This is a genomic window from Streptomyces sp. NPDC088746 (assembly GCF_044751065.1).
Classification (GTDB): Bacteria; Actinomycetota; Actinomycetes; order Streptomycetales; family Streptomycetaceae; genus Streptomyces.
Genome location: NZ_JBIVLA010000005.1, coordinates 388,293 through 401,133, shown reverse-complemented (window position 1 = coordinate 401,133; position 12,841 = coordinate 388,293). Strand labels below are relative to the sequence as shown.

Here is a 12,841-nt window from a genome sequence, read left to right as displayed (position 1 = left end):
CAACCGAGTGCTGGAGGAGCAGGCATGGCGCAGGTCGAGGCCACGACAGAGCGGATCATCGCGGCGGACGCAGAGACGGTGTTCGACGCGCTGGCCGACTACAAGGAGGTCCGGGGCAAGGTGCTGACCGGGCACTTCAGCGAGTACGAGGTGCGCGAGGGCGGGGACGGGGAAGGCACCCTCGTCCACTGGAAGCTCCAGGCCACGAGCAAGCGAGTCCGCGACTGCCTGCTCGAGGTCACCGAGCCCACCGACGGGCAGCTGATCGAGAAGGACCGGAACTCCTCGATGGTCACCACCTGGACCGTCACCCCGGCCGGTGAGGGCAAATCCAAGGCCGTCGTCTCGACGGTGTGGAACGGCGCCGGCGGCATCGGCGGGTTCTTCGAGAAGACCTTCGCGCCCAAGGGGCTTGGCCGCATCTACGACGAACTGCTGCAGAACCTCGCCACCGAGGTGGAGAAGTAACGCTGCTTTCCCCGCTGTTGGCGTAGCGGCCGGCCTCACCGGAACGAGTGGTTTTCGGGGGTGGCCGGTTGCGCGCCGCAGTGCCTCCCACCGGCGCATAAGCCCTCTGAATGCGCCCTGCGCGCGCCCGGTCGCGTTTGCCCCGCCTTGCCGCCTGATGCGACAAATGGGCGGCGCAGCTGCGACGAGGGGAGCGTTACGTGGTGGGTGGGATCACTCTGGTGAAGGACGAGCCGGGAGGCACGGAGTACGGGGCGCCCGGCTCCCGGGCGGCGCCCGGCACCGAGGCGGAGTACGAGCCGCCCCCGCCGCCGTCCGCCGCCGGACCCTCCGCGCCGCCGGACGGGATCAGCCCCCGCAGGATCCGGCTGGTCTTCCTCGGGCTGATGCTCACCCTGCTGCTCGCGGCGCTCGACCAGATGATCGTCGCCACCGCCCTGCCGAAGATCGTCGGTGAGCTGCACGGCCTGGACAAGATGTCCTGGGCGGTCACCGCCTATCTGCTCGCCTCCACGATCGGCCTCCCGCTGTACGGGAAGCTCGGCGACCTCTTCGGCCGCAAGGGCGTCTTCCAGTTCGCGATCGTCGTCTTCATCATCGGCTCCGCCCTCGCCGGCTGGTCGCGCACGATGGACGAACTCATCGCCTTCCGGGCCGTCCAGGGCATCGGCGGCGGCGGACTCATGATCGGCGTCCAGGCGATCATCGCCGACATCGTCCCGGCCAGGGAGCGGGGCCGCTACATGGGCCTCATCGGGGCCGTCTTCGGCCTCGCGTCGGTGGCCGGACCGCTCCTCGGCGGCTTCTTCACCGATCACGCCTCCTGGCGCTGGTGCTTCTACATCAACGTGCCGTTCGGCCTGGTCACCCTCGCTGTCATCGCCCTCGTGCTGAAGCTCCCCAAACCCGCCGTCCGCCCCCGCCTCGACGTGCTGGGGGCGCTGCTGCTGGCCGTCGCGTCGACCTGCCTGGTGCTGCTCACCAGCTGGGGCGGGACGGAGTACGCCTGGGGCTCCCGGACCATCCTGGGACTCGCCGCCGGGGCTGCCGGAACGACTCTGCTCTTCCTCGTCGTCGAACACCGGGCCGCCGAACCCATCATCCCGCTGCGTCTGTTCCGCGACTCCGTCTTCAACGTCACCTCGCTGGTCGGCGCGGTCGTCGGGGTCGCCCTCTTCGGGGCGGCCAGCTATCTGCCGACCTACCTCCAGATGGTCGAGGGCGTGTCCGCCACCGAGTCCGGGCTGCTGATGCTGCCCATGATGGGCGGCATCGTCGTCGCCTCCGTGGTCTCCGGGCAACTGGTCTCGCGTACGGGCCGCTACCGCGTCTATCCGCTGGTGGGCGGAGCCGTGTCGGCCGTCGGCATGTGGCTGCTCTCCCTGCTCGACACCGGCACCTCGGCGCTGGAGTACGGCATCTGGCAGGCGGTCCTGGGCATCGGGATCGGCCTCGTCATGTCCATCCTGGTGCTGGCCGTGCAGAACTCCGTACGGCCTTCCGACCTCGGCACCGCCACCAGCGCGCACAACTACTTCCGGCAGATCGGCGGCAGCGTCGGAGCCGCGATCTTCGGCACGCTGTTCGCCGGGAGGCTCGGTGACGCGCTCGGGGTACGGCTCCCCTCCGGCGCCGATCTGCCCGACCCCGAGTCGATCACCCCGCAGCTGGTCCACTCCATGGAGCCCGCCCTGCGCGACGCCTACATCCAGGCGTACGCCGACGCGATGCCGCGGATCTTCCTCTACCTGGTGCCGGTGCTCCTGCTCGGCCTGTTCCTCGCCTTCTTCCTCAAGGAGAAACCGCTGGTGTCCCACCACACGCCGCAGACGGCCCCCGACCCGACCGAGGCGCACTCCACGATCCCCGCGGCACGCACCGACCCCGGCCCGGCGGGGCCCGGCCCGCTCTCCGGGGTCCCGGTGTGCGGATGCGTCCAGCACCCCGACGGCACGACGGTGGGGCGGGCCGCCCTCACCCTCATCGACGTCCAGGGGCGGCAGGTCGGACGCGGAGCGAGCGCCGACGACGGGCGGTACGCGCTGAGCGCGCCAGGAGCGGGGGCCTACGTGCTGATCGCCGCGGCGGGCGGGCACCAGCCGCAGGCCGTCAGCGTCACCGTCAGCGACCGGCCGGTGGAGCTCGACGTGGTCCTGGGCGGGGCGGGACGGCTCGCCGGAGCGGTCCTCACACCCGACGGAGCGCCCGTCCGCGACGCGGCGGTCACACTCACCGACGTACGGGGCGAAGTCGTCGCGACGACCCGCACCGGACGCGAGGGCGCCTATGTCATCAGCGAGCTGGTGGCCGGTGAGTACACCCTCGCCGCCAGCGCGCAGGCATTCCGCCCCGCCGCCCTCCCGGTCAGCGTGCAGGCCGCCCGGGAGACCAGGCAGGACATCGAGCTGGCGGGCGGCGCCGTGCTGCGCGGGATCGTGCGCGCTCCCGGCCGCCGGGCCGTCGAGGACGCCCGGGTCACGCTCCTGGACGCGGCGGGCAACGTGGTCGACACCCTGACCACCGGCTCCGACGGGGCGTTCCGGTTCGTCGACCTGTCGACCGGCGAGTACACCGTGATCGCCGCCGGCTATCCGCCGGTCGCCACCGTGCTCCAGCTCCCCGGGGGAGGCCGCACCGAACGCGATCTCCAGCTGGGCCACGAGGACTGACCGTCCGGCCCGGGGCGGGTGTGCCGGCAGCACACCCGCCCCGCTCACGGCAGCAGCCGGGGTTTCCGCCTCGCCGCGACGTCCTCGACCCAGCCGAAGCACACCACGGCGGCGGCGATCAGCACCCAGGCGACGCCGAACTGCCACCAGGGGCTGTCCAGCGGCAGGTGCCGCTCCAGCGCCGGCACCTCCCACATGAGGTCGATCAGCGGCACCGCGGCCATCAACGCCACCTCGTGCCAGAGGTAGACCGTCACAGCCCGGGCGTTGAACACCGTGACGACCCGGTCGGCCACCCGGTGACGTACGAGTCCGTCGAAGCGGGGCCTGAAGCGCAGCAGGAGCAGCACGAACCCCGCCGACCACAGCGCCTGGGCGAGCGGGAGGTCGTCCAGGTCGAACGAACCCTCCGCCGGGTGTCCGGCCGCCCACCAGGCACCCGCGGCCATCAGGGGCACCGCGCACGCCACCGCACCCGCGCCGCGCAGCCGGTCGAGCACGCCGTCGCGGTGTGCGAAGCCCAGCAGCCAGCAGAAGAGGAACACCGAGGCGTCACTGACCGCACTCCCGATCCGGCCGTCCGGCACCCCTGACACCGTCTCCAGCACCACGACGGGCACCAGGGACAGGGCGAGCACGGGGAGCGGGGCGAGCCGGAAGAGTCGCAGCAGCAGCGGAGAGAGCAGTACGAACCAGAGATAGGCGCGCAGATACCAGAGCACCGCCCAGGCCTGCTCGCCCCAGGCGTTGCCGGGCGGATCACCGACCGGCAGCACCCAGAGCAGGACGTCCGGCCCCGGCACCCAGCCGTGCAGCAGCATCGCCACGCCGAGCACGAGCCCGAACAGCCACACCGGGATCAGCAGCCGCCGCAGCCTGCCGCGGAGCACCCCGGGGGCCGGTCGTTCCAGCGAGCGGGCCATGAGCGACCCGGCGAGCGCGAACATCACGCCCATGGACGGGAAGACGTATCCCAGCCAGGGCCACTCGAAGGTGTGGTAGGTCACCACCCGGACGAGCGCCACGGCCCGCAGCACGTCGAAGGAACGGTCGCGGCCCGTGGCCGTGGCGGCCGCGGCGGGCGGCGCGAACGCCGCCCTGCGGTGCGCCCCGGCCACTACGAGGCCCCCACGTGGGGCGTGCCCACCTCACCCGTGCGTTTCAGCTTCTGCCAGCGCAGCCGGCCCCCGGTCGCCGCCGTGACACAGGAGTGGATCAGCACGAGGTACATCAACTGCCGGTAGGCGAGCTGCTGGAGGGGCATCATCAGCAGGTACCGGTACTTCTCCCGGTCGAGGCGGAAGGCGTACGCCGCGCAGAGCAGCTGCACGGCCAGGATCGCCAGCCAGGCGAGCAGCGAGGCCCGGAAGTCCACGAAGACCATCGCGTAGACGGTGAAGACGTCGATGAGCGGCGCGAAGACCGGTGTGACGATCTGGAAGAGGACGACGAGCGGCATGCCGACGCGGCCGAAGCGCCCGGAGGGCCCCCGGTCGGTGACGGACCGGCGGTGCTTCCACAGCGCCTGCATGGTGCCGTAGCTCCAGCGGTAGCGCTGACGCCACAACTGCCCCAGGGACGCTGGTGCTTCGGTCCACGCCCGGGCGTGCTCGGCGTAGACGACGCGCCAGCCCGCGCGGTGGAGCGCGATGGTGATGTCGGTGTCCTCCGCCAGCGTGTCCTCGCTCATCCCGCCGGCCTCCAGCACGGCCTGGCGGCGGAAGGCGCCGATGGCACCGGGGATGGTGGGCATGCAGCGCAGCAGGTCGTACATCCTGCGGTCCAGGTTGAAGCCCATCACGTACTCGATGTGCTGCCAGGCCCCGATCATCGTGGACCGGTTGCCGACCTTCGCGTTGCCCGCGACGGCGCCGATGCCGGGGTCGGCGAACGGCTGGACGAGCTGGTGCACGGCGTCCGGCTCGAAGACGGTGTCCCCGTCCATCATCACGACGATGTCGTGACGCGCCTGCCGCACACCGTTGTTGAGTGCCGCCGGCTTGCCCGCGTTCTCCTGCCGGATCACCCGGACATTGGGGAGGCCGAGCGATTCGGCGATCTCCGCGGTGCCGTCCGTCGATCCGTCGTCGACGACCAGGATCTCGATCGGATGTGTGCTGGCGGCGAGGGAGTTGAGCGTCGCGGCGATGCACTCCTTCTCGTTGTAGGCCGGAACGATCACACTCACCGGCCCATTCACCTCGGGGCCCCAGGTGAACCGGCGTCTGTTGCGCTGCCGGTGATGGCGCCGGGCGAGCAGGAGCATCAGGCCGAAGCGGCCCAGGACCGCCACCCCGACGACCCCCAGCATCGTGGCCAGCCCCGGCACGGTCCACTCCGCGACCCTGACCGCGGCGAGCAGGGCGCGACCCTCCCACACGCTCGCGGTGTCCGCCTTGCGGTGGGCGGCCTGCGCCGAGTCGCCCTGAGCACCGCCCTCCTGTACGGGGCCGGGGGGAGCGGCGGCGGACGCGTCGTCACCGTCGGCGCCGGCCTGCTGCTGGGCGCCGCTGACGGTGGTGAAGGTGTAGCCCTTCGCCTTCATCTTCTTGATGTACTTCGGCAGCGCGGCCAGGGTCTCGGAGCGGTCGCCGCCCGCGTCGTGGAAGAGCACCGAGGCACCCTCGCCGTCCTCCGGCGTCGCCCACTTGACGATCTTGGAGACGCCCGGCCGCTGCCAGTCCTCGCTGTCGGTGTCGATGAACACGCTGGTGTAGCCCATCGCGCCGAGGCGCTCGTAGACGGGCCAGCTGTAGTCGTCGATCGCATCGGTCTTCGAGGAGTACGGGGCGCGGAACAGCGTCGTCGTGATGCCGGCGGCGCCCGCCAGGGCAAGCTGCGTCTGGGCGATCTCCCGCTTGACGCGGGCCTCGCTCTGATAGGAGAGATCGACATGGGTGAAGGTGTGGACCCCCACCTCGTTGCCCTCGTCGACCATCCTGCGGACGACGTCCGGATAGCGCGCGACCATCGAGCCGACGAGGAAGAAGGTGCCCGGCACGTCGTTCTCGTCCAGGATGTCCATCACCTTCCCGCTCCACTCGGGATCGGGGCCGTCGTCGAAGGTGAGCACGATGGTCTTGTCCGGCACGGACTGCGTACGGGCGGTGCCGGCGGGGAAGCTCAGGATCGGCCCGCCCTCCAGCACCTCGGCGGGCACCGAGTCCGCGGAGGCTCCGGTCCGGACCCGCTGGTCGTCACCGATCTCGGCGCGCAGATAGCCGTCCAAGAGCATCATGCAGACGAGTCCCAGCAGAAGCAGCAGGGCCATGATCACGCGGGGCCGGGGGACGGCCTGGCGCCCCACGCGGCTGATCCTGCCGGGCGTGGCGTGCCGACGGCGGGAAGCGGCCATCAGTTCGCCCCACCCGATGCCGATGCCGATGCCTGGCCGGACGGCGTCGCTCCGTCGGACGCCGGCGGCGTCGGCGCGCCGCTCGGGGGCGCGGTCCCGCCCGGTGGCATGCCGTAACCCGGCCGGGTCCCGCCTCCAGGGCCGGCTTCGGCGGCCGGGCCGCCGTCGAAGGGGAGCAACTGCGAAGGGGTCATGGAGATGCCGCCCATGAAGGCGAGCCCCAGCACGGCGGCGTAACCGACGCAGACGGCGCCCAGGAGCATGCCGGCGCGGCGCAGCAGCTTGGCACGGCGCCCGGAGCCGTCCACGAAGACGGGTCCCTCCTGCGGCTGACGGCGCTCGGCCGAACGGGCCGGGCCGGCGTGTGCCCGGCGTCGGCCGCGCGGCGCCGGGTCCTTCTCGATGACGGGGTCGGATTGCATGTGCGCATGGTGGCGAAGCTTGATGTGCGAAGTCTGGAGCTTTCCTGGCCGCTCGCTGTGAAGAGGGCGCGAACCTGTCGGACCGCTGAGAGTACGCGGATCGCGATGCGTCATCCCTGTGCCGCTCGAACCCTGCCCAGCAGGGGAGTTGGCCGCCCCGGGCGGCCGCTGCCGGCCCCTTTCCATGAGTTTCCTGTGTCTTCGATCAGGCCCCCGGTGTGAGAGGTTCAAGGCGTCCCGGCAGCACCGGCTGCCGTTGCGGACGACTTCCCGAAAGCAGGTGCACACACGTCATGCGAAGGCGCACACGGGTTTCCTCAGCCGCCGCCGGGCTGATCGCGCTCGGCCTCGCGTGCTCGGCCTGCTCGCCGGGCGGCGTCGCCGATCAGTCGAACGGCTCCGCGCAGCCCCCGCCGGCGGCCGCGCAAACCGCCTACACCCCGTACGTGAGCGCCACGACCGCCGCCGACACGGACGCCGCGGGGTCACCGGACACGTACAACCTGGCCTTCGTCACCTCCGCCACCTCCGGCTGCACCCCCCTCTGGGGTGGCACCACCGCGGCCGGCAGCGACGCGGTCGCCGCCCGCGCCGAGGCGCTCACCGGCACCGGCGCGGACCTCCGGGTCTCCTTCGGCGGCGCCGCGGGCACCGAGGCGGCGCTTGCCTGCGACAGCGCGGAGGAACTGGCCGACGCCTACGCCGAGGTGCTCGACGCGGTCGGCGCCACGAAGGCCGACTTCGACATCGAGGGCGACGCGCTCACCGACACCGCCTCCGTCGCCCGGCGCAACGAGGCACTCGCCCTGCTCCAGGAGAGGCGCGACCTCGACGTCACCTACACCCTGCCCGTCATGCCCGAAGGCCTTGAGGACACCGGGCTGGCGGTCCTGGAGGACGCGGTGGACCAGGGGGTGGACATCTCGGCGGTCAACATCATGGCGATGAACTACAGCACGTCCCACCACGGCGACATGGGCGACTACGCCGAGCAGGCGGCCGCCGCGGCCCACGCCCAGCTCGTGGACGTCCTCGGGCTCTCGCAGGACGATGCGTGGAAGGCGCTGCACATCACCGTGATGATCGGGGTCAACGACGTCGAGGGGGAGACGTTCACCCTCGACGACGCGGCGTCCCTGCGTTCGTTCGCCACCCGCCGAGGGGTGGGTGCGCTCTCCCTCTGGGCGGCCTTCCGCGACCAGCGGTGCGCCTCGGACGAGGACACGGAGACCGCCTCGGACGCCTGCAGCGGAGTGGACCAGGAAGCGGGAGCGTTCGCCGAGGCGCTGAGCGGCTGAGAGGCGGCCGGGGTCAGCGCAGCGGGGCCTCCCGGACCAGCGTCATCAGCGCCTTCGCCCCCGGGGTCATGGCCCGGGCCGGCGGGAGGACCACGACACTCTCGTAGGCCGGCCGGTGCGTCCCGTCGAGCTCCACCGCGACCAGGCCCCGGGCCTCCGGCTTACGGGAGAAGTGGTGCGGCACGACCGCGATCCCGAGGCCCTCGTGCACCAGCTCCAGCAGGCTGTGCACGTCGTTGACCTCCAGCGCCACCGTGCGGCGGACCCCCGCCGCGGCGAACGCCTCGTCCGCGGCACGCCTGGGGCCCCAGTCCGGGTGGAAGTCGATGAACGACTCCCCGCGCAGCTCGTTCCACGCCACCCGCACGTCCTCCTGGGCGAGCCGGTGGCCGGGGGCGCACAGGACGACCATGGGCTCCCGGGCCAGCGGCACGAGTTCGCCCCGCCACTCCGGCGGGCTCACGGTCGCGGCGAACGCCAGGTCGAGCCGCCCGCCGGCCACCCCTTCCAGCAGGCTGGACGTGCCCTCCTGCCGGAGCCTGATCTCCATGTGCGGATGCTCCCGGTGGAAGGCCGCGAGCAGCCGCGCCGTGCTGACCCCGGCCACGCACTGCTCCACCCCCAGCGTCAGCGTGCCGCGCAGCAGCCCCCGTACGGCGTCGACGGCGTCCCGCGCCGCCCTGGCGCCCGCCAGCGTGCGTTCCGCCTCCACCAGCAGGGCGGCCCCCGCCTCGGTGAGCCGGACCGTGCGTGTCGTACGGCTGAACAGCGGCGTCCTCAGCTCGTGCTCCAGCGCGCGGACGGAGGCGGACAGCCCCGACTGGGACACGGCCAGACGCTCGGCCGCCCGGGTGAAGTGCCGCTCCTCGGCGACCGCGACGAAGTGCTCCAGCTGACGCAGTTCCATGATTGAGCAATCTAACCGATGAATCCCAGCGGAATCTCCTGTTGGACCGCTGGATCGTTCTCCGCCAGTCTTGGGTACGCGCACCGGTCCTGGCGCGCCGGCCCGTGCCCCCCTGGAGTGCCCGTATGTACGTTCCGTCCGCCGACCGCTACGCCGCCATGCCCTACCGGCGCACCGGACGCAGCGGCCTGCTGCTCCCCGCGCTGTCGCTCGGGCTCTGGCACAACTTCGGGGGCGACCGCACCCCCGAGAGCCAGGGCGAGATCCTGCGCAGGGCCTTCGACCTCGGCATCACGCACTTCGACCTCGCCAACAACTACGGCCCGCCGCCCGGCTCCGCCGAGACCGCCATGGGCCGCGCCCTGCGGACGGACTTCGCCGGACTCCGGGACGAGATCGTCATCTCGACCAAGGCGGGCTACCACATGTGGGAGGGGCCGTACGGGGAGTGGGGCTCCCGCAAGAGCCTGCGCTCCTCGCTGGACCAGAGCCTGACCCGGCTGGGCCTCGACTACGTCGACATCTTCTACTCGCACCGCTTCGACCCCGACACCCCGCTCGAGGAGACGATGGGCGCGCTCGACACGGCGGTGCGCCAGGGCAAGGCGCTCTACGCCGGCGTCTCCAACTACTCCGCCGAGCAGACCCGCGAGGCCGCCCGCATCCTGCGCGAGCTGGGCACGCCCCTCGTCATCCACCAGCCTCGCTACTCCATGCTCGACCGCTGGGTCGAGGACGGACTGCTGGACGCCCTCGACGAGCTCGGCACCGGCTCCATCGCGTACTCCCCGCTGGAGCAGGGCATCCTCTCCGACCGCTATCTGAACGGCATCCCGGAGGGATCGCGCGCGGCGGGGAGCAGCCCCTTCCTGTCGGCCGAGGCGGTCACCCCGGACCTCGTGAGCCGACTGGGCGCACTGAACGAACTGGCCCGCGAGCGCGGACAGTCCCTCGCCCAGATGGCGCTCGCCTGGGTGCTGCGCGGCGGCCGGGTCACCTCCGCGGTCGTCGGGGCGAGCAGCGTCGCCCAGCTGGAGAACAGCGTGGCGACGGTCGGCAACCTGGAGTTCGGCGAGGACGAACTCGCCCGGATCGGGGAGCTCGTCAAGGGCACCACCCGCGCCTGACCTAGGGCCTCTCGTTTGGATAATGCTGGGCTCGCGTGCCCTGGCACCGCACCTCGCGGCGTTGTCGTCAATCTTCCCCAAGCTCTCAACTTCGTTCGAGCAGGGGAGACCCCAATCGCTCCGCGTTGCCTCAATCCTTCGCCTTGCGATGCTCCCCCACAGCCTGAACGGCGTGGGAGGTGCCCCCACCACCAGACCCCGCTCCCTGATCCAGCCTGATCCGAACGAAAGACCCCGGAGCCGTCCGCCGCCCCCGCGGCGGACGGCTTCACCGGACTGGACCAGTGGCAGATCACCGACGCCCTGGTCCGGCGCTGTCCCGGCGCGTACCGTGATGCGGCACGAAGATCCTCTGCCCGGGAACGGGCGGGGGAGCGACCGACCAGCGACAGGACCGCGCACGTGAAGATCCTCGTCAGCGCCGACATGGAGGGCGCCACCGGAGTGACGTGGCCGGCCGATGTGCTGCCCGGCACCCCGCAGTGGGAGCGGTGCCGTTCGCTCTTCACCTCCGATGTGAACGCCGCCGCACTCGGCTTCTTCGACGGGGGCGCCGACGAGGTCCTCGTCAACGAGGCCCACTGGACCATGCGCAACCTGCTCCTGGAGCGGCTCGACGACCGCGTCCAGATGCTCACAGGCAAGCACAAGTCCCTCTCCATGGTCGAGGGCATCCAGCACGGCGACGTCGACGCCGTCGCGTTCGTCGGCTACCACACGGGCGCCGGCACGGAGGGCGTGCTCGCCCACACCTACCTCGCCAACTCCATCACCGGGGTCTGGCTGAACGGGGTCCGGGCCAGCGAGGGCCTGCTCAACGCCCATGTCGCGGCGGAGTACGGCGTGCCCGTCATCCTGGTCACCGGCGACGACCTGACCTGCGAGGACGCCCAGGGGTACGCCCCCGAGGCGCGTACGGTGGCGGTGAAGGACCACGTCTCGCGGTACGCCGCCGTGTGCCGGACCCCGGCCCGTACCGCCGCCGACATCAGGGCGGCCGCCGCCGGGGCGACCGCGCTCGCCGGGCGCCGCACACCCGTGACGAGCGGCTCGTACACGGTGGAGCTGGAGTTCGACGCCGAGCATCTGGGGGCCGCCGCGACCGTGGTCCCCGGCGTGGCGCCGAGCGGCGAGCGGCGCGTCGTCTATACCAGCGGGACGATGTACGAAGGTATTCGCACATTCAAGGCGGTGACGACGATCGTGTCGGCCGCCGTGGAGGAGCAGTATGGCTGAGGCGGGCAACCCCACCGGAGCGGTCGACGAGCGGGCGCTCGAAGAGTCGGTGACGTTCACCTCCGAGCTGATCCGGATCGACACCACCAACCGGGGCGACGACACCTGCCGGGAACGGCCGGCCGCCGAGTACGTCGCCGAGCGGCTCGCGGACGCCGGACTGGAACCGGCCCTCCTGGAGCGCACACCGGGACGGACCAACGTCGTCGCCCGGATCGAGGGCACCGACCCGTCCGCCGACGCACTCCTCGTCCACGGCCACCTCGACGTGGTGCCGGCGGTGGCGGAGGACTGGACCGTGCACCCCTTCTCCGGGGAGGTGCGCGACGGCGTCGTGTGGGGGCGCGGGGCCATCGACATGAAGAACATGGACGCGATGGTCCTCTCCGTCGTCCGCGCCTGGGCACGTGCGGGCGTACGCCCGCGCCGCGACATCGTCATCGCCTACACGGCCGACGAGGAGGCCAGCGCGCACGACGGCGCCGGCTTCCTCGCCGACCGGCACCCCGAGCTCTTCGAAGGCTGCACGGAGGGCATCAGCGAGTCCGGGGCCTTCACCTTCCACGCGGGACCCGGCATGTCGCTCTACCCCGTGGCGGCGGGGGAGCGTGGCACGGGGTGGCTGAAGCTGACCGCCGAGGGCAAGGCCGGCCACGGCTCCAAGGTCAACAGGGCCAACGCCGTCAGCAGGCTCGCCGCCGCCGTCGCCAGGATCGGCGCGCACGAGTGGCCGGTGCGGCTGACCCCGACCGTACGGGCCGCGCTCACCGAGATCGCCGCGCTCCACCACATCCGTGTCGACCCCGACGCCCCCGGGTTCGACGTGGACGAGCTGCTCGGCAAGCTCGGCCCCGCCGCCGCACTGATCGAGCCGACCGTGCGCAACAGCACCAACCCGACGATGCTGGACGCCGGTTACAAGGTCAACGTGATCCCCGGCCACGCCACCGCCCAGATCGACGGACGCATGGTCCCGGGGGGCGAGGACGAGTTCCGCGAGACCCTGGACCGGCTGACCGGCCCCGGCGTCGACTGGGAGTTCCAGCACCGCGAGGTCGCGCTCGAAGCCCCGGTCGACTCGCCGACGTACGCGAAGATGCGCGCGGCCATCGAGCTGTTCGACCCGGACGCCCACGTCGTCCCGTACTGCATGTCGGGCGGCACGGACGCCAAGCAGTTCTCGCGTCTCGGCATCACCGGCTACGGATACTCCCCGCTGAAGCTGCCCGTGGGCTTCGACTACCAGGCGCTGTTCCACGGCGTCGACGAGCGGGTCCCCGTCGACGCCCTGCACTTCGGCGTCCGTGTCCTGGACCACTTCCTGCGCACCGCCTGACGACCCGCACCGCCCGACCGAAG

The 12,841-nt window shown here is 71.8% G+C and carries 10 protein-coding genes; 6 read left to right on the top strand and 4 right to left on the bottom strand.

Annotated elements, in window-relative coordinates:
• Window positions 1-24: 24 nt before the first annotated feature.
• Both ACIP63_RS24130 and ACIP63_RS24125 read left to right on the top strand, forming a co-directional pair.
• Window positions 25-468, top strand: coding sequence for an SRPBCC family protein (locus ACIP63_RS24130; RefSeq protein ID WP_104783865.1), 444 nt, complete (start codon window positions 25-27; stop codon window positions 466-468).
• Window positions 469-668: 200 nt separating this feature from the next.
• Entirely contained in the window at window positions 669-3,137 is a 2,469-nt protein-coding gene (locus ACIP63_RS24125) for an MFS transporter (RefSeq protein ID WP_401519070.1), read from the top strand.
• Between the two features lie 44 nt (window positions 3,138-3,181).
• Here the strand turns inward: ACIP63_RS24125 and ACIP63_RS24120 are convergent, their stop codons facing one another.
• From ACIP63_RS24120 to ACIP63_RS24110, 3 genes are read right to left on the bottom strand one after another with little or no spacing between them, the layout of a single operon-like run.
• Window positions 3,182-4,255, bottom strand: coding sequence for an acyltransferase family protein (locus ACIP63_RS24120; RefSeq protein WP_401519067.1), 1,074 nt, complete (start codon window positions 4,253-4,255; stop codon window positions 3,182-3,184).
• Window positions 4,255-6,492, bottom strand: coding sequence for a bifunctional polysaccharide deacetylase/glycosyltransferase family 2 protein (locus tag ACIP63_RS24115; RefSeq protein ID WP_401519064.1), 2,238 nt, complete (start codon window positions 6,490-6,492; stop codon window positions 4,255-4,257). Before ACIP63_RS24115 ends, ACIP63_RS24120 begins: the two co-directional genes overlap by 1 nt.
• Window positions 6,492-6,914 (bottom strand): hypothetical protein, encoded by a 423-nt coding sequence (locus ACIP63_RS24110; protein ID WP_401519062.1) that lies wholly within the window; start codon window positions 6,912-6,914, stop codon window positions 6,492-6,494. Before ACIP63_RS24110 ends, ACIP63_RS24115 begins: the two co-directional genes overlap by 1 nt.
• A 293-nt stretch (window positions 6,915-7,207) precedes the next feature.
• On the opposite strand from ACIP63_RS24110, the gene ACIP63_RS24105 reads away from it, so the two are divergent.
• Complete coding sequence (locus ACIP63_RS24105) at window positions 7,208-8,212, top strand: hydrolase (protein WP_401519060.1); 1,005 nt, start codon at window positions 7,208-7,210, stop codon at window positions 8,210-8,212.
• Between the two features lie 13 nt (window positions 8,213-8,225).
• Here ACIP63_RS24105 and ACIP63_RS24100 read toward each other — a convergent pair whose 3' ends face one another.
• On the bottom strand, window positions 8,226-9,119 hold the full coding sequence (locus tag ACIP63_RS24100; RefSeq protein WP_401519056.1) for a LysR family transcriptional regulator: 894 nt from the start codon (window positions 9,117-9,119) through the stop codon (window positions 8,226-8,228).
• A gap of 125 nt (window positions 9,120-9,244) precedes the next feature.
• On the opposite strand from ACIP63_RS24100, the gene ACIP63_RS24095 reads away from it, so the two are divergent.
• The 3 genes from ACIP63_RS24095 (at window position 9,245) to ACIP63_RS24085 (ending at window position 12,818) form a co-directional block, all read left to right on the top strand.
• Entirely contained in the window at window positions 9,245-10,246 is a 1,002-nt protein-coding gene (locus ACIP63_RS24095) for an aldo/keto reductase (RefSeq protein ID WP_401519054.1), read from the top strand.
• Between the two features lie 402 nt (window positions 10,247-10,648).
• Window positions 10,649-11,482 (top strand): M55 family metallopeptidase, encoded by an 834-nt coding sequence (locus ACIP63_RS24090; protein WP_362928286.1) that lies wholly within the window; start codon window positions 10,649-10,651, stop codon window positions 11,480-11,482.
• Window positions 11,475-12,818, top strand: a complete 1,344-nt coding sequence (locus tag ACIP63_RS24085) for a M20/M25/M40 family metallo-hydrolase (protein WP_401519052.1) — start codon at window positions 11,475-11,477, stop codon at window positions 12,816-12,818. Before ACIP63_RS24090 ends, ACIP63_RS24085 begins: the two co-directional genes overlap by 8 nt.
• Window positions 12,819-12,841: the final 23 nt, after the last annotated feature.

What these genes read in the sequence shown, in the direction of transcription:
- ACIP63_RS24130 (WP_104783865.1), top strand. Translation starts at nt 25, where the DNA reads ATGGCGCAGGTCGAGGCCACGACAGAGCGGATCATCGCGGCGGACGCA.
- ACIP63_RS24100 (WP_401519056.1), bottom strand. Translation starts at nt 9,119, where the DNA reads ATGGAACTGCGTCAGCTGGAGCACTTCGTCGCGGTCGCCGAGGAGCGG.
- ACIP63_RS24115 (WP_401519064.1), bottom strand. Translation starts at nt 6,492, where the DNA reads ATGGCCGCTTCCCGCCGTCGGCACGCCACGCCCGGCAGGATCAGCCGC.
- ACIP63_RS24110 (WP_401519062.1), bottom strand. Translation starts at nt 6,914, where the DNA reads ATGCAATCCGACCCCGTCATCGAGAAGGACCCGGCGCCGCGCGGCCGA.
- ACIP63_RS24085 (WP_401519052.1), top strand. Translation starts at nt 11,475, where the DNA reads ATGGCTGAGGCGGGCAACCCCACCGGAGCGGTCGACGAGCGGGCGCTC.
- ACIP63_RS24105 (WP_401519060.1), top strand. Translation starts at nt 7,208, where the DNA reads ATGCGAAGGCGCACACGGGTTTCCTCAGCCGCCGCCGGGCTGATCGCG.
- ACIP63_RS24095 (WP_401519054.1), top strand. Translation starts at nt 9,245, where the DNA reads ATGTACGTTCCGTCCGCCGACCGCTACGCCGCCATGCCCTACCGGCGC.